The following is a 24000-nucleotide window of genomic DNA, read 5'->3' as shown; positions in this document are numbered from 1 at the left end:
ACTCATCTTATATATAATTATGGACTGAACAACCCTTTAAACTAATTTTAAAAAATTATAAAAATGTATTTTTAAAATACAAACAGAAAATACATAAATACTGATAAAAATAAGAACACAAAATCATTTAATTTTAATTAAAAAAATAGATGGCTAAAATTTTCTTTCATATATACACTAGAAGAAATTAAAAAAGTACAATAAGAAAAAATAAACTATAATATATAATCAAATATATATTGTAATACAATATGGTTAATAATAAAAAATGTATATTGTGCAAAAAAGAAAAAACTAATTTTAATTCAGAACATATCATCCCTAAAACATTAGGTGGGTCTTATACAATACATAACTTATGTGAAGAATGCAACATCCATTTGTCTGATACAATCGAGTCTAAAATTAAAGGAGATTTATTTGATACTTTAAATGGACTATATAAAATTAAATCAAGACATAAAAAATACAGAAATTTAATTAAAGACGGAGAAATAATCGAATCTAATACAGGTATTCCTTTAATCTTTAAAATAAATAAAAATGGCGAAATTTATATGGCCCCATTAGTAAAAATTGAAAAATATGGAAACAATAGATTTCACATTAACATTACAGATGCATCAATGTCTTGGGAATATGTTAAACCTTTTATTAAAAAAGAATTTAGTAAAATAGATAAAACATTATCTAAAGATAATGAAGAAATACTGAAAAAGCATTTTAATAATCAGGAAATTAAAACTAATGATGGTAAAGAATTTTTTATTAAAGATGGAGAAGATGATGTTTTAAGACCCGAAATGAAAAAACTTATTTTGAAAATTGCTTATGAAATAGCCACAGATTATTATGGGAGCAAATATTTAGATGATATTATCGGTGAGGATATTAACAAAGTATTACTTTCTAAATTGTCCATAAATGGATTTGAAAAAAAATATAATCCCTTATTTTACCTCATGACAGAAAATACAATAAGTAACATGAATAAAATTAAGTTTAATGAAGGTGATGATGAATGGGAAGTAATACATGCTATTATTTTTAGAATTCCTGAAAATAATATTCAAAAACTGGATATTTATATATTTGGAATATTTAGTGAAATAATAATTACAAAAAATGCTGATTTATATAATAAAAAAGAAGGAATGTTGGTTTTTTATAAAAATAAAAATACTCAAGCAAAAAAATATAAATGGGTATATCCCTAATACTTATCTATTTCTTTTTCATCAGCACATTTAATATTAATTTTAAATTGACAAAATGAGTTTATGCATAAACTCCTTCGTTTTCTTCTTCTGTTTCTTCTGCTTCATCATGAGACATTAATTTAGGACCAAAGTATTCAATTAAAATTGCTCCAACTGGTGCAGTATAAATAATAGCAATACCTGTTATAGCTAAAATAATTTCACCTGATGCAACTCCTGCAGCTAAAGGTAAACTTCCTATTGTAGCTTGAGCATTAGCTTTAGGAATATAAGATACCATACAAAATAGTTTTTCTTTATGATTTAATCCTGTGCCTAAAAGGGAAATAAATACTCCAATTGCTCTTGCACCTAAACCTAATGTAATAATTATCATTCCAGGAACAAATATTTCAGGAATAATGTTTAATTGTATTTGAGCACCTAATAAACAGAAGACAATAATTTCTGCAAAGAACCATATATGTGAGAACTTATCTGATAATTCTTTTCCAATTTTTGGTAGTTTATCAACAATTAAAAATCCTACAACCATTACACCAACAAGGCCTGCAACAGGAATATAATTTTCAACCAATTCACCAAATGAATTTAATAAAATACCAATTGATAATACAATGAGTAATTTTTCTGTACTTGAGAAATCCCATTTTTTGAATATAAATAGTATTCCTAAACCAAAAACAGCACCTATTAATATTCCTAATATAATTGATATTGGAATTCCAATGATATCTCCAGCTACATTGATATTTGATCCTCCATACATTCCTAAAAATGCTGAAAATATAGTAATAGCTACTACATCATCTGCAGCTGAACCTGCAAGAAGAAGTGATGGTATTCCTTTTTTAGTACCATATCCACGTCTTATAAAATCAAGCATTCTTGGTACAAGTACAGCAGGAGATACTGAAGCTAAAATAAAACCTAACATTCCTGCTTCTATAAATGAAATCCCTAAAATATAATGAGCTATTACCATTACAGATAATCCTTCAACAATTGATGGAATACAACTCATTTCAACAGCAGGACGACCTACTTTACTAATAGCTTGTCTGTTTAATCCTAATCCTGCTCTAATAAGTAAAATAACAATAGCTAGCGTCGATATTTCTTGGCTTAAACCTAAAAAGGCATCGTCAATCATGTTTAATCCAAAAGGACCTAAGACAATACCTATAAGTAAAAATCCTAAAAAGGAAGGAACTTTAAGTCTATTTAATAATTTGATTGTTATTATTCCTAATACTAAAATAATACCTAAATTAAATATAATACTTTCCAATTTACCACATCAACGCCCATGTTTTTTAAAAATAATCCCCATAGAATGAATATAAAAATCATTCTAATCTAAAATGACATACAACTATAAATTAATAATTTCTTAATATTTAAAAGTATTCATTTTAATGAAATATTTTATAAAAAAAGTAAATAATTTTTAATTTTAAATCAAAAATTATTTTTTACTAATAAATTAATATTATACTATTTTAAACACCATCATTGATTTTGTTTGAGAATTCTTCAAATTCAGATTTTTTAATAAATTCTAATTCTATTTTATAATTATCAATTCTATTCCAAATTATTGTATCTCCAGCTTGTAAATTGTATTTTTTAACTATTTTTGGAGGTATTGTGGTTTTATTATATTTAGATATTTTTGTTGTACAAGTCATATTTAATCACGAATATCATTATAATTTAGAAAATATTTAAATATAGAAGTTATTTTAGCTATAAACTTAATAATATTGGATAAATTATCGAATAAAAAAGAAATAAATCTGTTTAATAAAAATTAGCTATTATTATAATAATTTTGATTTTAAAAAAATAAAAAAATAAAAAAAGAGAAGTTAATTTAATCTTTTTGTAATCCACAAGCTTTTCTAAGTCCTTTACCGACTTTTTCAATATCTTTAGCTCCTTCTGCAGATCTCATTTCTTTTAAATTAGCTCCATCAGTTTTATTCTCATCAGCCCATTGTTTTTTAAATGTTCCATCTTGAATATCTTTTAATACTTGTCTCATACCTTCTTTAGCTTCATCAGTAATAACTGTGTTTCTTCTAGTTAATCCACCATATTCTGCAGTATTACTAACATCATTCCACATTCCTTCAAAACCTTTTTCATAAATTAAATCTACAATAAGTTTAACTTCATGGCATGTTTCAAAGTAAGCAATTTCTGGTTGATATCCAGCTTCAACTAAAGTTTCAAAACCTGAATTGATAAGCTCTGTAATACCACCACAAAGAACAGCCTGTTCACCAAAAAGATCTGTTTCAGTTTCTTCTTTAAATGTTGTCTCAAGTACTCCTGCTTTAGTTAAACCAGTAGCTTTTGCCATTCCTAATGCAAGTTGTAATGCATCTCCAGTTGCATCTTGTTCAATAGCTACAAGTCCAGGGATTCCAAAACCTTCTTCATAAGTTCTTCTAACCATGGATCCAGGACCTTTAGGTGCAAACATTATAATATTAACATTTTCACTTGGATTAATTAATCCAAAGTGAATATTATATCCATGTGAGAAGGATAAAGTGTTTCCATCTTCAATATAAGGTTCAATTTGTTCTGTGTAAACTCTTTCTTGAATTTCATCAGGCAATAAAATATGAATTATATCTGCTTCTTTGGAAGCATCTTCAATGGTTTTAACATTCATTCCATCTTTTTCAGCTAATTTCCATGAAGAACCATCTTTTCTAAGGCCTACTATAACGTTTAATCCGCTATCTGCCATGTTTCTAGATTGAGCTCTCCCTTGACTACCATAACCAATAACAGCTATTGTTTTATCTTTAACAGCATTTTCATCAACATCTTTATCATAATACATTTTCATTTTTTATTCTCCTTAGAAATTAATTCATAAAAATAATATATGTTAGTAATTATTGTTTTTGTAATTAATAAAAGTTGTTGAAATTGACCTTATATTATATTAATTTTATAAAAATCTGAAAATAAGAAAAGTATTATATATTCTAAAAAACAAATTTTATATTAATATAATTTAATTTTGAATAGGATAATTTTTATTTATTTTTCTATTTTTTTAATATTTAATTTGTTGAAAACACTTTTTAAAATAATTATTTATAAATTTTACAGGTGAATAATGTCTAATAATAATTCTAATATCGATTTAATAACAGGAGATCCAAAAAAAGCAATAAGAACATTAGCATGGCCAATGATGGTTTCAATGTTTCTTATTATGGCATATAATTTAGCAGACAGTATATGGGTAGCTGGGCTTGGTTCAAATGCACTAGCTGCACTAGGATTTATTACACCATTATTCATGGTTGTTATTGGTCTTGGAAATGGAATTGGTGCAGGAGCTAATTCATTAATTGCAAGATCAATTGGAGCTAAAGATAAAAAAACAGCAGATAATGCAGCAGTACATGCAATAATTTTTACAATTATCATATCAATTATCGCCCCAATAGTTTTACTTCCTTTTTTAGAGAATATACTATTATTAATGGGTGCAGGCCAAGCAACACAAGCAGGACTTGATTATGGATATATTGTATTTGGTTTTGTATTTGTAATTTTATTCTCATCAGTAGCTTCAGCTATTTTAAGATCTGAAGGAGATGTCAAAAGAGCTATGAATGCAATGGCAATAACTGCAATTTTAAATATAATAATTGATCCAATTTTTATATATACATTAAATATGGGAATGGCAGGAGCTGCAATAGCTACAATATTATCAGCATTAATAGCTTGTATTGTACTTGCATATTGGATTTGGGTTAAAAAAGATACATATCTCTCATTAAGCCTTAGATCATTTAAATTTAAATGGATTATAATGAAAGATATTTTAAAAGTAGCTATACCCTCTACTGCAGAAAATTTTGTAATGTCTATTTTAGGACTTATAATGAATGCAATGCTAGTTATAGCTGGTGGAACAGTAGCAGTAGCAGTATATACTGCAGCTATGAGAATTTTACAAATGTTTATGATTCCAATGATGGGATTAGGCACAGCTGTTTTAACTGTAGCAGGTGCAGCATATGGTTCACATAATTATAATAAACTAAAAACAGGTTTTAGCTATACAATAATCTTAGGAATTTTAATATCTTTATTATTTGCAGGAATAATGTTTATATTTGCACCACATATAGCTTCAATATTTACATATACCTCTACAAGTGCTGCTCTAACAGGACAAATAACAGAAGCTTTAAGATATTTAGCATTTTTCTTAATAGTATTACCTGTAGGTATTGTTCCTTCAATGGTTTTCCAAGGTGTTGGAAGAGGTTTAACTTCACTTATAATAACTGTATTTAGATCATTAATATTTGAATCAATATTCGCATATTTATTTGGTCTAGTATTTGGTTGGGGTGTTGTAGGAATGTATATAGGAGTAGTATTTGGATGTGGTCTAGGTTGTGTGCTAGCTTATATTTGGTCTAAAATATTCTTAAACACTTATAAAAAAGATATGATAAAAAAATATGGAAATGTAGAAAATTAAAATTTTCTAATTTATCCATTTCCTCTGGAAATTGCAGTAGGTCCAGTCCTAGCTATTTTAATTATTCCGTAGTGTTTTAAAAGATTAATTAAGGAATCTATTTTTTGAGGATTACCAGTAACCTCTAATGTTATGTTCTCATCACAAACATCAATAATTTCACCATTATAGATATTTGCATATTGGATAATTTCTGATCTTGAACTTTCATTATTTACTTTAACTTGAATTAAACATAATTCTCTTTTAACTAAAGTTTTTTGATCTAGATCTTTAACTTTTACAACATCAACTAACTTATTGAGTTGTTTTGTTACTTGTTCTAATACTTGTTCATTACCATTAACTACAATAACCATACGAGCTAAGTTTTCAACTTCAGATTGGCCTACAGTTATACTATCAATATTATAGCTTCTTCTTGTAAAGAGACTTGCAACCTTTTGTAAGACTCCAGGCTTATTTTCAACTAATGTACTAATAACATGGCTTTCCATAATAATCCCTCATAAATCCTCATTTTCAAGTCTATATTCACCAAGATATTCAGTAATAGTAGCACCTGGTGGAATCATAGGTAAAAATTCATCTTGATCAACAATAATATCTAATAAAATAGATTCATTATCTTTAACTGCCTTACTTATTACTTCTCTTGTTTCACTTGGATCAGTAATTCTCAATGAATTTATTCCAAAACTTTCACCTAATTTAACAAAATCAGGAGATTCACCTAAATCTGTTTCAGAGCAACGTTTATCATAAAGTAAATTTTGCCATTGATAAACCATACCAAGTTTTCTATTATTTAATATTGCAATGATTATAGGTATATCATATTCTTTAATAGTTGCAAGTTCTTGGCAAACCATTAAAAATCCACCATCACCAGTAACAGCTATAACTGGATTATCAGGACATGCAACTTTAGCACCAATAGCTGCAGGAAAACCGAATCCCATTGTGCCAAGCCCACCAGATGAGATGAATTTTCTAGGTTTTTGTGCGGCATGAAAATGAGCTGCCCACATTTGATTTAAACCTACATCTGTTGTCATAATAGAATCAGGCCCAATAGCTTCTGTAATTTCTTTTATAACTTCTTGAGGTTTTAATGGACAATGACCATAAGTTGTTTTTGGAATATATTTATGTTTTAAAGCACTAATTGTATTAAACCAATTTTTAGAATGTTCATTACCATCAAATGAACCTAATTCTTTAATTAATGAATTTAATATATTTTTTGCATCACCTACAATAGGAATATCAACTGGCATATTTTTTCCAATCTCAGCAGGATCAATATCAATATGAATAACTTTAGAATTTGGTGCAAATTCATCAATTTTACCAGTAGTTCTATCTGAGAATCTACAACCAATAGCTATTAAACAATCACTTTCATTAACAGACAAATTAGCTACTTTTCGTCCATGCATTCCAAGCATACCTAAAGAATAATCTTCAGTTTCATCAACTGCACCTTTACCAAGTAAAGTGGTCATAACTGGAGCATCAATCATTTTTGCAAATTGATTTAATTCTTTTGCTGCATTAGCTATTATGATTCCTCCACCTGCAAGTATAATAGGTTTTTTAGCAGATTTAATTTCATCACAAGCTTTTCTAATTTGTTTGATATTACCTTTTGTAGTTGGTTTATATCCTGGTGTTTCAATTAAAGAATATGAATAATTATCAAGTTCCTTTTCTTGCATTTCTTTTGGAACATCAATTAAAACAGGCCCAGGCCTTCCACTAGATGCAATATCAAAACTAGTTTTAATTAAGGAAGGAATTAATTCTGCATCTTTAATTTGGAAGCTATGTTTTGTAATAGGCATTGTAATACCCATAATATCTGCTTCTTGGAAAGCATCATTACCAATTAAATGGGTTGGAACTTGTCCTGTAATAGCAATAATAGGAGAAGAATCCATATGTGCAGTAGCAATTCCAGTTACAAGGTTAGTTGCACCAGGTCCAGATGTTGCCAAACACACACCTACCTTACCGGATGCTCTAGCAAATCCATCAGCAGCATGAGCAGCACATTGTTCATGTCTTACCAATATATGGTTTAAATCATCACCATATAACATATCATAGAAAGGAATAACTTGTCCTCCAGGATATCCAAATATAGTATCTATTCCCTGTTCTTTTAGAGATTTAATAATAGCTTCTCCACCTTTCATTTAAACGACCTATTTTTACAATTTTTTTATAAAGTATAATAATATTTATAATCAAAATTATATAAACATAACACTAAGTAATATTTTGATGGAGAATTATAATGAAAGTTTTAGTAGTTGGAACAGGTGCAAGAGAGCATGCAATTTGTGATACATTGAAAGATGATGTTGAATTATTTTCTTATATGAGTAAGGTAAATCCAGGAATTTCTAGAATTGCTGAATATAAACAAGGCAATGAATCTGAAATAGAAAAAGTAGCTGAATTTGCAAAGGAAAAAGAAATTGAAATTGCTTTTATAGGTCCAGAAGCTCCTTTAGGTAAAGGAATTGTTAATAAGTTAGAAGAAGTTGGAGTTTCTTGTGTTGGTCCAAATATAAATGCTGCTAAAATTGAAACAGATAAATCATTTATGAGAAAGTTGTTTGAAGATTATAAAATTGAAGGATCATTAACTTATAAGGTTTTTGATGAATATGAACCTTTAAGTGAATTTTTAGACAGTTTTGATAAAGATGTTGTTGTAAAACCTGTTGGTCTAACTGGTGGTAAAGGAGTTAAAATAGTTGGTGATCACCTAAAAGATAACCAAGAAGCAAAAGAATATGCTAAAGAAGTTATGGATAATGCTATGGGTGGATTTGCACAAGTTATTATTGAAGAAAGATTAGTTGGTGAAGAATTTACTATTCAAGCATTTTGTGATGGTGAAAATCTAATACCAATGCCTGCAGCTCAAGATCATCCTCATGCATTCAATGGAGATAAAGGGCCAATTACTGGCGGAATGGGTTCATACACTGATAAAGGTGGACTTTTACCATTTTTATCACAAGATGATTATGATAAAGCAGTTCATATAATGGATAAAACATTAAAAGCTATTAAAGAAGAAGCATCACCATATAAAGGTATACTTTATGGCCAATTTATGTTATGCTCAGATGGTCCAAGATTAATTGAATATAATGCAAGATTTGGAGATCCTGAAGCTATGAATGTATTGCCTCTTCTTAAAACTCCAATGATTGAAATTTGTAAAGATATAGTAAATGGAACATTATCAAGTGCTGATTTTGAAGATAAAGCAACAGTATGTAAATATATTGTTCCTGATGGATATCCAGAAACTAATCATGCTGGAGAGATTGTTGAAGTTGATGAAGAAGCTATTAATAATTTAGGGGCTAAAGTATTTTATGCTGCAGTAGATTTACAAGATGATGGAATTCATTTATCTTCTTCAAGAGCATTAGGAATAGTTGCAAAGAGTAACACAATATCTGAAGCAGAAAAAATAGCTGAAGAAGCTTGTAAATTTGTTAAAGGCAATGTATATCACAGAAGTGATGTTGGAACTCCTGTATTAGTTGAAAAACGTGTTGAACATATGAAAGAAATATTAGGTTAAAATATGGGAAGTATATTTTCCAAAATACCAACTTCAAGACTTGAAGGTCTAACAGATGGAATATTTGCAGTAGCTATGACAATACTTGTTTTAAGTATTGAAGCTCCATCACCAGAAAATATAGGCATTACAGATGTAAATACCTACATAATATCATTAATTCCAAAAATATCCATGTATTTTATTAGTTTTATTTTACTTGGATGTTTCTGGCTTACTCACCATTCTTTCTTTTTAATTGAAAAAATAGATCAAACTTTAGTATGGACAAGTATCTTATGGTTAATGACTATTTGTTTAATACCTTTTTCAGTTTCACTTGTTGCAAATTTTGGAACTTCTATGTATGCTGAACTCTTTTTTGGAATAAACATATTTTTCATTGGATTATTATACTTTATTAATATTTATTATGCTTATAAAAAAGATTTTTTTAAGAAAAATTTAGATTTTAATATCAATATATTCCTATGGTTTCCAATATCTATAATAATACTTTCAATAATCGATATTGTTATATCAATAATAGATCCATCATTTACAAATTTATTTTATCTATTAATACCTGCATTTTTGATTATGTTATCAAATTCAGTTCCTAAAATTAAGTTTTTTAAAGATAATGATTAATAATATCATTATTTATTTTAAATATTTTAATTTTTTATTAATAACACAAATAACATTATCTTTTAAAACTATTCTATTAGTTTTGTGTCTATTCGAATTTGCTATTACTGTTGGTTTTCCTATTTTTCTTGCTTCTGCTGTTATTATATTGCCTTTTATTGCAGCTCCTTCTTCAGTATATATTTTCATATTAATCTTCAATATCTCCAAGTCTACCTTCTTTTATTAATTCATTAGTTATATTAACTACTAATTCTAAATCAAATTCTAAATCATCTGCAACATCTGAAATATAAGCTTCTTTATGTATTTTATAATAACCTAATATTTCTTTTTTAGCTGTTTTATAATCAACATTTCTAATATTAATTATTTTATATGATTCTAATTTTTCCCTAATGGCTTCTCTTACAAAGTCTGAAACACTTAAAAATGCACCTGCATCTACTAATTTATTTATCTCATCTTGATCTAATAAAGGAAGTTTAGTAGAAATGCTTTTATTTTCGTTCGATTTTCCTTTTGTAATAGGCGACATGATTAATATTATGTAAAGTCTCATATATAAGACTTTTGTTTGATTGCTTATAATTTATTTATATCAAATAATTTATCTGTTTTGAAGGAAATACAATTTATTTTAAGTTTTTTATTAAAAATAATGAAAATTATAGCTAAATAAAACTTTATTTGAAGAAATAATTAATATTAATACTAAATTATATTTTAATATTGTTTCAAAAATATTATGTGATTGAATATTTTAAAAAAATTAACAAGATTATAATATTTTTCATAGAAAACTTTAATTAGTAATAATATTAAATTAAAAATAAAAATTTCTCTAAATAATTATCTTATTTTAAATTATAAAATAAAATTTAAGGTTTAAAACCTTAAAAATCATTATAATGGACATTTACATCGAGTGCCAACTTCTAAGGATTTATATGTAAAATATATCTAACCAAAGGTAATATATTCCTAATAATATGGAATTGAATGTAATATATAAATCTTTTTTTAATTGTGTAAAAGCATAAAAAACTCCATTTTTAAAAAAGTATAATCTATTTTAAATACAATTTTATTAATTATCCGATAATTTTTAATACTGTTCAAAAATCTATTTAAATATATTTATTTATCTAAAATTAATTTTCATGATTATATAATAAATTTTAACTCAAATAAAAGCAAAATAAGAAAACTATCCACTTATATAGATATATTGAGGATTAATCATGATTTATTTGTTTATTGATGAAAGTGGAGATATTGGTTTATACGGTTCTGATTATTTGATAATAGTTGCTTTATTAGTTAAAAATGATTACAATGATTTAAATAATATTATAAAAAATATGAGAAGGCATAAATACAAAAAACAGTTAAAAAAGATAATTGAATTAAAAGGATATGATATGCCGCCCGAAATTATTAAACATTCAATTAACAAATTAAATAATAAAAAAGAACAATATAATATATTAGTAGCTGTTTTAAATAAGGAAAATATAAGTAATCGGACAAACATTAATAATAATGATTTATTATATGATACGTTAGCATCTGAAATAGCTAAGCTTATAAAACAAAACTCTAATTTAGAAATTTATATTGACAAATCTAAAACAAAAAATCAAATAGGTAAATTTAATGAAGAATTTAAAAAAAACTTAGATTCCAATTTTAAAGTTAGCATTATACATGAAAATTCAACTAAATTAAGTGGACTACAGTTTGCAGACATCATAGCTTGGTCTTACTTTCAAAAATAGAGGTTGACTCATAATTATTTTGTTTTTTCTTTTTATTTTTCGTTAATTTTATATATAATGCTGTACAATATTTAATTAGTTGTTTGTTAAATTTTGTTGGTGTTTTTTATGGTTTTAAAAGATGATACTATTAATCAGCAATTTTTGGTTCCAATGGATTTGAGGGATTTGATTCCTAATGATCATCCTTGTTATTTGGTTCAAAATGTTGTGGATAGGATGGATTTTACTGATGTTGATGATAAATATCGTTTTAATCCTGGTGCTCATGCTTATTCTCGTAAGATGCTTTTACGGTTGGTTTTGATGGGTTCTTTTGATGGTGGTTTGTCTGGTAGGGAATTGGAGCGTCGTTCAAGAACTGATGTTAGTTATATGTATCTTGCTGGGTTGCAAAGACCTGATTTTAGGACATTGAATCGTTTTAAAGTTGAAGAAAAAGAATTAATTAATGTAGCTTTTCAAAAAAGTATTTTGATTGCTAAAGAGGAAGGTTTAGTTAAAATTAATCATATTGCGATTGATGGAACTAAAATTAAAGCCAAAGCATCAATTAATAATATTACTGATGAAGAGCAATTAAAAATGCTTAAAAATATTTTAAATGATAGTATTGAGTTAGATGAAGAAGAAGATAAGTTGTTAGGTGATGATTCAGGTAATTCTATTCCTAAAAGTTTGATTGATAAAGAATCTTTTGATAAAATTTCTGAAAAAATAGAAAATGAGACATCTGAGTCTAAAAACCAAGAAAAATTAAAATCATCATCAAAAAAATTATTAAAACAAGCATTTAAAAGTAAAAAAGATCGTGAAAAAGTTTTAAATAAAATAGAAAAATTAGAAAAGGAATTAGAAAAAACTAATCAAAAAACTATAAGTTTAAATGATCCTGAAAGTCGATGGATGCTCAATAAAAAGAATAAATGGGAATTTGATTACAATTTACAAATAGGAGTAGACGAATATAAAGGAATAATGTTATCAATAGAATTAACAAACAATCCCACAGATGTACATGAGTTAATACCTCAAATAGAACAAATAAAAGAAAATATTGGGCCATTAGATGAAAATACACAAATTTCAGCCGACAATGGATATTCAACAGATGAAAACATAGAATATCTAGAAGAAGAAAAATTAGATGGATACATATCAACTAGAAAACTCTCAAGAAAACTAAAAAACAATAAGAATAATAATAATCCATATTCCAAAGATAATTTTACTTTCAATTTAAAAAAAGACGCATATATTTGTCCCGAAGGAAAAATTTTAAACCAAAAAGGAATATATGAAAACCCTTCAAAAACTGTTTACTGGACCAACGAATGCAAAAACTGCAAATTAAAAGAAAAATGTGTTAAAAATGGATATAGAAGAATAACAGATTACGGAAACTCATCTAAAATCCGAATGCTACGAAAAATGGAAGAAGAATGGGCACAAAAAATATATAAAAAACGATCAAAAACAGTAGAATGGCCATTTGGAAACATAAAAAGAAATCTAAGAATCAATGAATTTAACACAATTGGAACAGGAAGAACAAATACCGAAGCCAAATTACTAGGAATATCACACAATTTAAAAAGAATACACAACGAAAAAAACAAAAACAACTAAAATAAAAATAAAAATTAACAAAAAACAACAAATCAAAACCCACTCAAAAAAAATTAAATTAATTTTTTATGAGTCATCCTCAAAATATGAAAAAAATAATTCAGAATTTGTAGATTTAATTAAAATAAATAGTTATGTAGTAGAATGTAAATTATAAAAAAAATATAATGCCATAAGGCCAGAACCTTAGAAACCATTATGACGGACACTAACATACGAATGCCGATTTCTAAGGATTTATCTGTAAAATATATCAACTATTTAGTTATATACTCTTAATTATAATATGATTTTTAATAATATATAAATCTTTTTTAAGTGTGTAAAAGCACAAAAACACAAATTAATTTTTCAGCAGTTTCATAAATGTTATTTTGAATATTTTAAAAAAATTAACAAGTTTATAATATTTTTCATAGAAAACTTTAATTAGTAATAATATTAAATATTTAAATTTCTAATAAAAGGTGAATAAAACAATGAATAATTTACTATCAATATGTGATATTAAAGATGATATTTTAGAAATTTTAGATTTAGCTAAAAGGTTTAAAAATGGAGAAATGGAAGAAAAACCTCTTAAAGATAAATCTTTAGCTATGATTTTCGAAAAATCATCAACAAGAACACGTGTTTCATTTGATATTGGTATGTATCAATTAGGAGGCCAATCCTTATTTTTATCTCAATCTGACTTACAGATGGGTAGAGGCGAACCAATTGCTGATACTGCTAAAGTATTAAGTAGGTATGTAGATGGAATAATGATTAGGGCAGTTAACCATAGTGATGTTGAACAACTTGCAAAAGAAGCAGATGTTCCAGTTATAAGTGGTTTAACTAATATTGAACATCCTTGTCAGGCATTAGCTGATTTACAAACAATTGAAGAACACTTAGGAGATTTTAAAAATCTCAAACTTTGTTATGTTGGAGATGGAAACAATGTTTGTAATTCTCTACTTTTAGCTTCTGCTTGCGTTGGTATGGATATGTCGGTAGCTTGTCCTGAAGGTTATGAACCTAATTCTGAGATTATTAAAATAGCTAGTGAATTATCTAAGAAAACAAATTGTACTATTACTATCAGCCCAGATATCGAAAAATGTGTAAAAGATGCAGATGCTGTATATACTGATGTGTGGGTTAGTATGGGTGATGAAGCAGAACAAGAAAAACGGATGAATGATCTATTAAAATATCAAGTTAATGTTGATCTTATGAAATTAGCAAAAGAAAATGCAATATTTATGCATTGTCTTCCAGCTATTCGTGGCCAAGAAGTTTCAAGTGAAATTATTGATGGTCCACAATCTGTAATTTTTGATGAAGCTGAAAACAGATTACATGCTCAAAAAGCTGTATTATATTATTTTTTAAAGTAAAAACAAGTGGTTTAAATGAAATGTCCAAATTGTCATGCACAAAATGAAAATAGGGCAATGTATTGTAGTAAATGTGGTACTAAACTACAAGTTGAAAATAGTAATGATTCTAAAAATTTATTAATTATAGTTTTAGTAGCTATAATTGTAATTGGTGCATTAACTGGATTATATATGGTTTTAAATTCTAATAATTCTTCTACTAGTAGTGAAAATATCCAAAGTAGTGAAAGCAACGTTGTTGAAGTTCAAAAAGAAAATCCAAGTGAACCTGCAACTTGGCATCAAGTAAACACTTATAGTGGAGTAGGAGGATATTCTACAGGAGTTAATATTAAGGGAAGTCAAATGAAAATTCAATTTTCTGCATTTCCTATAAAAAATTATGCTGATAACCATATGAAAGTAGAAGTTTATAAAAATGGACAATTTGTAGATTCTTCTAGTGTATCATGGAATGGAAAAAGTGCTGTTGCAACTAGATCAAATACTATAGAAGTATCTGGTTCAGGAAACTATCAAATATATGTTGATGGTTATGAACTCCAATACTGGAATATGGAAATATATGAATGGTATTAACCATTCAAAATTTTATTTTTAAAAAAAATTAAAAAAAATTACATCTTATCAGGAGCAGAAACTCCTAAAATATTTAATGCATTTTTTAAAGTAATTTTAGCTTTATCAACTAAAATAAGTCTTGTATCTTCTAAAGGAGATCCTATTACTTGTTCTGATTTATAAAATTTATTAAATGAATTAGCTAAATCTTGACAATATTGACTAATTAAATGAATTCTCTTTTTACTAGCTGAATCTTCAATAATTTGAGTAAACTTAGCAATTGACCTAATTAAATCTTTTTCATTTTCATTAGGAGACCAATCATCTCCAATAGCTAAATTATTAATATCCTTCTCAGATTTTTTAAGTAATTTTGAAGCTCTTGCATGAGCATATTGAATTGATGCACAACCTTTTTCAAAATTTAATGCTTCATCCCATTTAAATGTAATATGCTTCTCAGGAGACAATTTAGCTATATAGAACCTTATAGCTCCAACACCTATTTCTTCAGATATTTTATCAATCTCATCATCTGTTAAATCCATTCTTCTTTTGATGATTTCATCTTTAGCTCTTTTTTGAGCTTCATCAATTAATTCATCTACAGAAATAAATACTCCTCTTCTTGTTGACATGGATCCTTCTGGTAAAGTAATAAATTCATAGAAAATTACCTCAGGAATCTTATCTTCCATAATCTCAAGTGCATGTTTCATTTGATCAATAGCTAATTTATGATCTGAACCTAAAATATCAATTATTCTATCTCCAATTGATCCTTTCCATCTGTGATATGCAAGATCTCTAGTTGAATAAAGTGAAGTGCCATCTGATCTTCTTAAAACTAATTCTTTTTCAATTCCAAAATCAATTAAATCTAAATAAGTTACTTCGTTTTTACGGACAAACCCTGCATCTGTCAGTTCATCAACTACTTTATCTACATCACCATTTCTAACAAATTGACCTTCCCAGACAAATTTATCATGTTTAATATGTAATCTTGCTAATGATTCTTTTACACCTTCAAGACAGAAACTAACAACTTCTTCAAATGTTTTATTTAAAGTGTCATCTTCACCTTTTTCATATTGTTTTATTAAATTATTAACATTTTCAACTAAAGATTCATCTTCTTTAATTTTTTCATTAACTTTAAAGTATAATTGTCCTATTTTATGATCAATTTTATCTCCATCTTGATTATCGATTTTAAGACCTAACTCTTTAATTCCAAAAACAATCATTGCAATTTGGCGACCCATATCATTTACATAATATTGTGTTTCAACTGTTCTACCTGATTTTTTTAATAAATTTGATAATGAATCTCCAATAATTGCATTTCTAACATGGCCAATATGTAATGGTCCATTAGGATTAGCTGAAGTATGTTCTAATATGATTTTTTCATCTAATTTATCTAAAGATCCATAATCATCTGTAACATTATTTAAAAGATCTTTTGAGAATTTATCATAATCAATAAAGAAATTTACATATGGCCCTACAGGTTCTACTTTTTTAAAGTATTCTGGAACTTCAATAAGTTCTACTAAATCTTGTGATATAACATGTGGAGATTTTTTTAATTTTTTAGCAAGTAAAAAAGAAACTTTTGATGCTAAATCTCCTAATTCTGGATTTGGTGGAAATTCTAACTTTTCATCTTCAATATCATCAATATCCATTTTTTTAATAGCTGTATTTAATGAAGCTACAGCTAATTCTTCAATTTCAAAATACATTCATTCACCTAAATAATCTTAATATCCTTTTAACCATATTGTAAGGTAACCAATTTTTGGAATAATTAAAGGTTGATCTCCAATCATCACTACTTTTTGCGTAATCCTTTCTTCTTCAACTAAATATGGATCTGGAGCTTTATTATTATCTCCTTTAATTGTATAATATTTCGTTCCATTAATATCTGAAATATTTATTACTCTATGAATTACAGGTTCAGAATACCATGCTGCATCATATACAACAATATCTCCTACTTTTGTTTCACTTGGATCAAATTCTTGAATTCCTAAAAAGCTAACTTTTTCAACAACAACAATATCTCCTCTGTAGAAAACAGGTTCCATACTACCTGAAACTACGACATTCATGTGTTGAGCTGCCATTAATCCAATAATGATAATTACAGCATAAATTACTATTTCTTTTGTATCGCTCACATAAACACCTATATTCTAATTTATTTATTTTATTTAAAATAATTATCTTTATTATTTAAAAACATTTTTTAAAGATTTCTCTATAGCATCTGATGTTAAATCTAAATCTTCTTTTGAATGTTTAATAGATATAAAATTTGATTCAAATTGACTTGGAGGTATAAAAACATTATTTTTGAGTAATTCTTTAAAATAATTGAAAAATTTATCACTATCAGATGCTTTTGCATCAGAATAATTTAAAACTTCCTTATCATTAAAATAAATTTGAAACATTGAAGATAAACCTACACTTTGTAAATTAAGACTTAAATCTTCAATTATATCTTTAATATTATTTCTTAAATAATCTCCCTTTTTATTAATTTCATTATAGAAATTATTGTCTAAAATATTTAATGTAGCTATTCCTGCATTTACAGAAACTGGATTTCCATTAAAAGTTCCAGCTTGATAAACTGCTCCATTAGGTGCAATCATTTCCATTATTTCTTGTTTACCTGCTAAAGCTCCCATTGGATAACCTCCACCAATGATTTTACCAAAAGTTACAAGATCTGGTATAACATTATAATATTCTTGAGCTCCACCACTTGATAGTCTAAAACCTGTTATAACTTCATCAAAAATTAATAAAATACCATTTTCTTTTGTAATTTTTCTTAAAAATTCTAAAAAACCATCTTTAGGTTCAACACAACCAATATTACCCATTACAACTTCCATTATAATACAAGCAATGTTTTCTCCTTCTTTATCGATTAATTCTGTAATAGCTTCTTCATCATTAAAAGGAACAGATAATGTGTTTTTTGTTGTATCTTCTGGAATTCCTAATGAATCAGGCAAAGTAGCTGCACCAGAACCACTTTTAACAAGACAATAATCATGAGCTCCGTGATATGCACCTTCAAATTTTACAATTTTATTTCTTGATGTAAAACCTCTAGCTAGTCTAATAGCACTCATAGTAGCTTCAGTACCACTATTTGTAAATCTTATCATATCAACACAAGGAACTCTTTTTACAACTTCCTTAGCAAGTGTAATTTCAGATTCAGATGGTGCACCAAAAGTAGTACCATCTTCAATTGTTTCTTGTATTTTACTTGTTATCTTCTCATGTGCATGACCTAAAATTAAAGGACCATATGCAAGACAATAATCAATATATTGATTACCTTCTACATCTTCTATTTTTGATCCAAATCCTTTTTTAACAAAAAATGGATATGGTTTATATGCTCTTACAGGTGAACTTACACCACCAGGTAAATATTTTTTTGATTCATTGAATAAATCTTTAGAATTCATATTTTACACCTCTTTTAATGATTGAATAAGTGAATTAATACAAGCTACAGCTATTGGAGTTCCACCTTTAGGTCCTTCAGTAATAACATTAGGAATATCTGTTTCATGTAAAGATTCTTTAGAATCAGCTGCACCAACAAAACCAACAGGAACGCCAACAATCGATTTAATATTAATTTTATTACCTTTTATTAAATCCATAGCTGCATATAAAGCAGTTGGAGCATTACCAACAACTAAAATCCCTTCAAAATTTTCTTGTGATGCATATAATAGACTAGCCGCTGCTCTTGTAATTTTATTTTCCTTAGCTATTTTAATAACTTCTTCATTTTTAATAAAACATTCAACTTCACCGTCATATTGAGTAATACCTGATTTAACCATATTAATATCAGTTAAAATTGTTTCATTATTTTTCAATGATTTTAAACTTTCTGTAACAAAGTTATTTGAGATTTTAACAAGTTTTGCATATTCTGGATCTGCTGTAGAATGTACAATACGTTCTACAATATCTTTTTCATATGGATTTAAATCTTTAATATCATCTTTAATTAAGTCTCTTATAATTTCTCGACTTTTAATAGCTATATCATAACCTTGTTTAGTTGAAGCACCCATGAACATTGTATCACTTAAGTTAATTATATCTTATTTATCGTATTAAAATTTTTTTGAACATCTGTGTAGAACTTTCCTAAATCTTTTCCAAAAACAAAAATATGGCTAACAGTTATTGCAACAGACATTTTAAAATCTTCATTAACTTTTCCCCAAGTAATTAATGGCTGACATTGGTGAGGATCACATATACAAGAAGTTAATGTTTCAAAATCAACCCAAGGAATACATGAAAAATTAGCTATTGGAATTTCATCTCTTTTATCCATAGGTTCCTTAAAAGCTAATGTATCATCATTTAACACATTGTTTTGTTCTTTTATAACATAATCATACCATTTATCGAATGATTTAAAGTTATTTGGTGGGCCTACTCTCACTTCTAACATTTCTTCATTTTCATTTAATATTGGAAAAACTCCATCTAAATTGTCGAATTCATAAACTTCATTATTTATTATTCTTCTTTTAAGATTTGAATTAGAATTTACTCCATTTAATAAAGCACCAAGTGATAATACGAAAAATGATAAGTCATTTTCTTTTGAATAGTCCCATGTTTTTCGAACATCAATTTTTGAACTCATTGAATATCTTGATGTTGTAAAATCTTTAAATAAAGATTCATTTAAATTAAAATCAATTTTTCTCATTAATTACACTTCCTGCAAGGTGTCCAGTTGAAAAAGCAATTTGTAAATTATACCCACCACTAATACTAGCTGGTTCTAAAATTTCTCCTGCAAAATAGAGATTTTTAACTATTTTAGATTCCATTGTTTTAGGGTTTATTTCATTTGTTGGGATTCCACCAATCGTTACTTTAGATAAATCTTTATATAATCCATCAATTTTAATATTAAAGCCTTTTAAATTTTCAATAATCTTGTTTTTATCCTTTTTAGAAATATTGCTTAATGTATTATCTCCATTAACATTAATTTCATTTAAAAAGAAATCTATAAGTTTATTTGATAAATATGTTTTTAAATAATTTTTAATTTTTGTTTTACCATTTAATGGAATTTCATTAATGATTTTATTATTTAACTCATCTCTATTTATTTTAGGTTGAAAATCTATTGAAATATTTAAATTGTCTGGAAATTTTGTTTCATAATTTAAAATATCATATGTTAAATTTTTTGAAATTTCACTACTTAAATCTAAAATTCCAGGTCCTGTAAGACCAAAATGACTAATTAAAACAGTTTTAGATGAAGATGATTTTTTATATTTTACAAGAATATTGTCTAATGGAGTTCCAGATAAAGCAGTTAAATAAAGGTTTTTAGAAACTAAAGGTACAAGACCATATTTAATTTCACTTATATCATGATTAAAAGTTTTAACTATTTTGTACCCATCACCTGATGAGCCAGTACTAGGATAAGTTATACCACCAGTAGCTATTATTATATTACGAGCTTTAATAGTATCATTTATAATAAAATAGTCATTTTTTTTAATGATTTTTCCTACTTTAAAACTAAGTTCAATATCAACATTTAAATTATTTAATGTATTTTCTAATACATTTAAAATATCTTGAGCATTCTTATTTTTTGGAAAAACATTTTTATAGCTTTCTTCTTGAAAATCAATTCCTTTGCTTTTAAAAAAATCTAATAAATCATCATTTGAAAAGGAATAAAAAGAGTGTTTTAAAAAGTTATTTGATAGTTTTAAGTGTTCTTTTATAGAGGAGCCATTTGTAATATTACAACGACCTCCTCCAGTTAAAAGAAGTTTTTTTCCTAATGAATCTGTTTTTTCTAATAGGATAACAGAATCTGAATTTTTAGAAGCAGCTATTGCAGCTATCATTCCTGCAGGCCCACCACCAATAATAGCTACTTTAAATTCTTTCATTAAAATCTAAGGAGTTAATCTATGTCTATCTCTTGGGAAAAGAACAGTTTCACGAATGTTATTTGAACCTGTTAAAACCATAGTTAATCTATCTGCACCAACACCCCAACCAGCATGAGGAGGCATACCATATTCAAATGCTTTTAAATAGCTTCCAAATGCATCAGGATTTAAACCTTTCTCTGAAATCTTCTCAACAAGTAAATCATATTGGTGAATACGTGTAGCTCCAGATGAAATTTCTAAATCTTTATACATCAAATCAAATGCATGACTATTAATTGGATTATCTTTATTAGGCATTACATAAAATGGTTTAATTTCACTAGGCCAATCAGTTAAAAAGTAAAATCCTTCCATAGATTCTCCTAACGCTTTTTCAGCTGCACGAGATAAATCTTCACCCCATTCCATTTCAACATCTCTGGAATTGACAATATCTACTGCATCATCATATTTAACAACTGGGAAAGGAGTTTTTTGAACTTTTAAATCATGTTCTAAAATTTCTAATTCTTTAGAACATTTTGTTGAGATATCTTCTAAGACTTTATGAATCATATCTTCTAAAATCTTCATTACATCAACATCATCTAAAAATGATGCTTCCATATCAATAGAAATAGCTTCATTTAAATGTCTTAAAGTATCATGTTCTTCTGCTCTGAAGATTTGAGCTATTTCAAAAACACGATCCATTCCACTACTCATCATGATTTGTTTATATAATTGTGGAGATTGACCTAAAAATGCTTCCTTTTCAAAGTATGTAATTGGGAAAAGTTCTGTTCCGCCTTCTGTAGCTGATGCAACAAGTTTTGGAGTGTTAATTTCTGTAAAATCATTTTCATAGAAAAAGTTACGAACTGTATGTAACATTTGACTTTTAATTTTAAAAATTGAGCTAACATTTTGTTTTCTTAAATCCATAAATCTTGAGTCTAATCTTGTATCAATTTCAGCTCTTACTTTTTCTGTTGGATCCATTGGTAATGGTTGATTAGCTGGATTTAAAATTGTAACTTCTGAGGGTATAATTTCAACACCATTAGGTGCTCTTCCTGATTCTTGGACTTTACCTTTTACAGCTACAACAGATTCTTTTCTAAAGCTTCTTAAAGCTTCTAATACTTCTGGTGTAACTTCTTTACTTGGAGCAGTAACTTGAAGCATGCCATCTTTATCTCTAATAAGTATGAAAATAATTCCACCTAAATCACGGATTTCATGTACCCATCCCATGATTAATACTTCTTGATCTTTTAAATTTATATCAACATTTTTACTAAAATGTGTTCTTCTTAGTTCATTTAATAAACCTTGCAATTAATTCACCTGTAATTTTTAATAGTAATAAAATTAGTTTAAAATTTAAATACAATATTATTTATAATTTTTTTAATTTATAAATCTAATTTATATAAAACTTAAAATGTATTATAATCTTTAAATTTTAATTTTCTTTACTTTTAAATTAAATGATTTATTTAAATTATTTTTTAAAATGTAAGGATATCTTGACTTATTATATAAATTGAATGTATATACATTTATTAAATACTTATTTAAATAATTAAAACATGAAAAATAAAGATGATAAAATTATTAAAAAGTTTCATGCAATTAGAGGTCATAATCAAACTACAATAATAAATTATGAAAATACTTTAAAAAAATATTCTGATTTTCATGACCTTTCAATTGATGAGTTAATAAAAGAAGCTCTAAATGAGCAAAATCAGAAAACTCCTCACCACGCATTAAAAATTTATGATAGATTATTAGACTTTAGAACAGAATGTTTAATACCAGAACATAAAAATAATAGTGTATTATCGCATGAGACAAGAATTAAAACATTTTATAAATGCCATAGAATTGAAGTACCCTTTTTACCTTCAATTAATAGAAAAAATCTCCAAAAAAACCCAATAATTACATTTGATGATATTTTAAAAAAAGAAGAAATAATAAAAGGTTTAAATCATTCTCATATATCTTTAAAAGCTAGAATAATGATGATGATATCAAGTGGAGCAGCTATAAATGAAACTCAAAGTATTTCAAAGAAAATGTTTTTTAATGCTACTTATTCTTATCATAAAAGTGAAACATTAGATGAAGCACTTGAAATATTAATTAAAAAAGATGATGTTGTTCCAATATTTCAATTATATCGATTTAAAACTGGAAAACCGTATTATTCATTTACAACACCTGAGACGGTTAAATCAATTGTTGAAAGTATTATTTATGAAGATAACAATGATTTAAATGATGGATTATTTAAATATTCTAAAGGTCATGTTAATGCATTATGTAAAAAAATCAATGATAGATGTTGTTTTGGAAAAGCAGGAGGATATAGTCGTTTTTCACCTCATATGTTTAGAAGATTTAATTCAACACAACTAAATCAAGGTTTAGGTGAAGAAAATGCACTAACTATGGATTTAGTTGATAACCTGCAAGGACGAGGAAAAGGAGTAACAAGAGAAGCTTATTTTAAAAATAATCCAGAGTTTTTAAGGAAAATTTATATTAATTCTATGAATAATGTTTCTTTATATAATAGCTATTGCTATGATATTGAAAATAAGAAAATAATTGTTAAAAAAGAATAATACTATGAAAATTTCATA

At 26.6% G+C, this 24000-nt stretch carries 23 protein-coding genes; 9 read left to right on the top strand and 14 right to left on the bottom strand.

What is annotated here, in order from left to right:
- Nucleotides 1-251: 251 nt before the first annotated feature.
- Nucleotides 252-1217, top strand: a complete 966-nt coding sequence (locus ACA134_RS00835) for an HNH endonuclease (RefSeq protein WP_409200303.1) — start codon at nt 252-254, stop codon at nt 1215-1217.
- Between the two features lie 61 nt (nt 1218-1278).
- Here the strand turns inward: ACA134_RS00835 and ACA134_RS00830 are convergent, their stop codons facing one another.
- From ACA134_RS00830 to ilvC, 3 genes are all read right to left on the bottom strand, one after another.
- Nucleotides 1279-2511, bottom strand: a complete 1233-nt coding sequence (locus ACA134_RS00830) for a cation:proton antiporter (RefSeq protein ID WP_409200302.1) — start codon at nt 2509-2511, stop codon at nt 1279-1281.
- Between the two features lie 211 nt (nt 2512-2722).
- Nucleotides 2723-2911 carry a hypothetical protein gene (locus ACA134_RS00825; RefSeq protein WP_409200301.1) on the bottom strand — a complete coding sequence of 63 codons (189 nt, stop codon included), beginning with the start codon at nt 2909-2911 and terminating at the stop codon, nt 2723-2725.
- A 185-nt stretch (nt 2912-3096) separates the two neighbouring features.
- A complete protein-coding gene (ilvC, locus tag ACA134_RS00820; RefSeq protein ID WP_409200300.1) occupies nt 3097-4086 on the bottom strand; it encodes a ketol-acid reductoisomerase in 990 nt (329 codons plus the stop codon).
- A gap of 276 nt (nt 4087-4362) precedes the next feature.
- Here ilvC and ACA134_RS00815 point away from each other — a divergent pair, with 276 nt between their 5' ends.
- A complete protein-coding gene (locus ACA134_RS00815) occupies nt 4363-5751 on the top strand; it encodes an MATE family efflux transporter (RefSeq protein WP_409200299.1) in 1389 nt (462 codons plus the stop codon).
- Nucleotides 5752-5762: 11 nt separating this feature from the next.
- On the opposite strand, the gene ilvN is transcribed toward ACA134_RS00815, so the two are convergent.
- Nucleotides 5763-6254, bottom strand: coding sequence for an acetolactate synthase small subunit (gene ilvN / locus ACA134_RS00810; RefSeq protein WP_409201106.1), 492 nt, complete (start codon nt 6252-6254; stop codon nt 5763-5765).
- A 3-nt stretch (nt 6255-6257) separates the two neighbouring features.
- Nucleotides 6258-7952 (bottom strand): acetolactate synthase large subunit, encoded by a 1695-nt coding sequence (locus ACA134_RS00805; RefSeq protein ID WP_409200298.1) that lies wholly within the window; start codon nt 7950-7952, stop codon nt 6258-6260.
- A 101-nt stretch (nt 7953-8053) separates the two neighbouring features.
- Here ACA134_RS00805 and purD point away from each other — a divergent pair, with 101 nt between their 5' ends.
- Nucleotides 8054-9364, top strand: coding sequence for a phosphoribosylamine--glycine ligase (purD, locus tag ACA134_RS00800; RefSeq protein ID WP_409200297.1), 1311 nt, complete (start codon nt 8054-8056; stop codon nt 9362-9364).
- 3 nt (nt 9365-9367) lie between these two features.
- Nucleotides 9368-9994, top strand: a complete 627-nt coding sequence (locus ACA134_RS00795) for a TMEM175 family protein (protein WP_409200296.1) — start codon at nt 9368-9370, stop codon at nt 9992-9994.
- Between the two features lie 12 nt (nt 9995-10006).
- Here the strand turns inward: ACA134_RS00795 and ACA134_RS00790 are convergent, their stop codons facing one another.
- Nucleotides 10007-10183 (bottom strand): hypothetical protein, encoded by a 177-nt coding sequence (locus ACA134_RS00790; protein ID WP_409200295.1) that lies wholly within the window; start codon nt 10181-10183, stop codon nt 10007-10009.
- A gap of 1 nt (nt 10184) precedes the next feature.
- The gene (locus ACA134_RS00785) at nt 10185-10532 is read right to left on the bottom strand and encodes a ribbon-helix-helix domain-containing protein (protein WP_409200294.1); all 348 of its coding nucleotides are present in this window, start codon (nt 10530-10532) and stop codon (nt 10185-10187) included.
- A gap of 706 nt (nt 10533-11238) precedes the next feature.
- Here ACA134_RS00785 and ACA134_RS00780 point away from each other — a divergent pair.
- The 4 genes from ACA134_RS00780 (at nt 11239) to ACA134_RS00765 (ending at nt 15371) form a co-directional block, all read left to right on the top strand.
- Nucleotides 11239-11775 carry a DUF3800 domain-containing protein gene (locus ACA134_RS00780; RefSeq protein ID WP_409200293.1) on the top strand — a complete coding sequence of 179 codons (537 nt, stop codon included), beginning with the start codon at nt 11239-11241 and terminating at the stop codon, nt 11773-11775.
- 108 nt (nt 11776-11883) lie between these two features.
- Nucleotides 11884-13404 carry an IS1182 family transposase gene (locus tag ACA134_RS00775; RefSeq protein ID WP_409200292.1) on the top strand — a complete coding sequence of 507 codons (1521 nt, stop codon included), beginning with the start codon at nt 11884-11886 and terminating at the stop codon, nt 13402-13404.
- Between the two features lie 479 nt (nt 13405-13883).
- On the top strand, nt 13884-14789 hold the full coding sequence (gene argF / locus ACA134_RS00770; protein ID WP_409200291.1) for an ornithine carbamoyltransferase: 906 nt from the start codon (nt 13884-13886) through the stop codon (nt 14787-14789).
- Between the two features lie 15 nt (nt 14790-14804).
- Complete coding sequence (locus tag ACA134_RS00765; RefSeq protein WP_409200290.1) at nt 14805-15371, top strand: zinc ribbon domain-containing protein; 567 nt, start codon at nt 14805-14807, stop codon at nt 15369-15371.
- Between the two features lie 38 nt (nt 15372-15409).
- Here the strand turns inward: ACA134_RS00765 and argS are convergent, their stop codons facing one another.
- The 7 genes from argS to aspS are packed head-to-tail and all read right to left on the bottom strand — an operon-like array spanning nt 15410 to nt 22684.
- Nucleotides 15410-17107 (bottom strand): arginine--tRNA ligase, encoded by a 1698-nt coding sequence (argS, locus tag ACA134_RS00760; protein WP_409200289.1) that lies wholly within the window; start codon nt 17105-17107, stop codon nt 15410-15412.
- Nucleotides 17108-17125: 18 nt separating this feature from the next.
- A complete protein-coding gene (locus ACA134_RS00755; RefSeq protein ID WP_409200288.1) occupies nt 17126-17548 on the bottom strand; it encodes a signal peptidase I in 423 nt (140 codons plus the stop codon).
- 51 nt (nt 17549-17599) lie between these two features.
- Nucleotides 17600-18862, bottom strand: a complete 1263-nt coding sequence (gene hemL / locus ACA134_RS00750; RefSeq protein WP_409200287.1) for a glutamate-1-semialdehyde 2,1-aminomutase — start codon at nt 18860-18862, stop codon at nt 17600-17602.
- 3 nt (nt 18863-18865) lie between these two features.
- On the bottom strand, nt 18866-19492 hold the full coding sequence (locus ACA134_RS00745) for a cobalt-precorrin-8 methylmutase (RefSeq protein WP_409200286.1): 627 nt from the start codon (nt 19490-19492) through the stop codon (nt 18866-18868).
- Between the two features lie 17 nt (nt 19493-19509).
- On the bottom strand, nt 19510-20139 hold the full coding sequence (locus ACA134_RS00740) for a CatA-like O-acetyltransferase (protein WP_409200285.1): 630 nt from the start codon (nt 20137-20139) through the stop codon (nt 19510-19512).
- Nucleotides 20126-21358, bottom strand: coding sequence for an NAD(P)/FAD-dependent oxidoreductase (locus tag ACA134_RS00735; protein WP_409200284.1), 1233 nt, complete (start codon nt 21356-21358; stop codon nt 20126-20128). Before ACA134_RS00735 ends, ACA134_RS00740 begins: the two co-directional genes overlap by 14 nt.
- A gap of 6 nt (nt 21359-21364) precedes the next feature.
- Complete coding sequence (aspS, locus tag ACA134_RS00730) at nt 21365-22684, bottom strand: aspartate--tRNA(Asn) ligase (protein WP_409200283.1); 1320 nt, start codon at nt 22682-22684, stop codon at nt 21365-21367.
- Nucleotides 22685-22938: 254 nt separating this feature from the next.
- On the opposite strand from aspS, the gene ACA134_RS00725 reads away from it, so the two are divergent.
- Complete coding sequence (locus tag ACA134_RS00725; protein ID WP_409200282.1) at nt 22939-23982, top strand: hypothetical protein; 1044 nt, start codon at nt 22939-22941, stop codon at nt 23980-23982.
- The last annotated feature ends 18 nt before the right edge of the window (nt 23983-24000 follow it).

Origin of the sequence: Methanobrevibacter sp. DSM 116169, assembly GCF_046197865.1 — an archaeon.
GTDB lineage: Archaea > Methanobacteriota > Methanobacteria > Methanobacteriales > Methanobacteriaceae > JAHKLT01.
The sequence above is the reverse complement of the archived record's forward strand: the minus strand, read 5'-3'. Positions and strand labels throughout refer to the sequence as shown.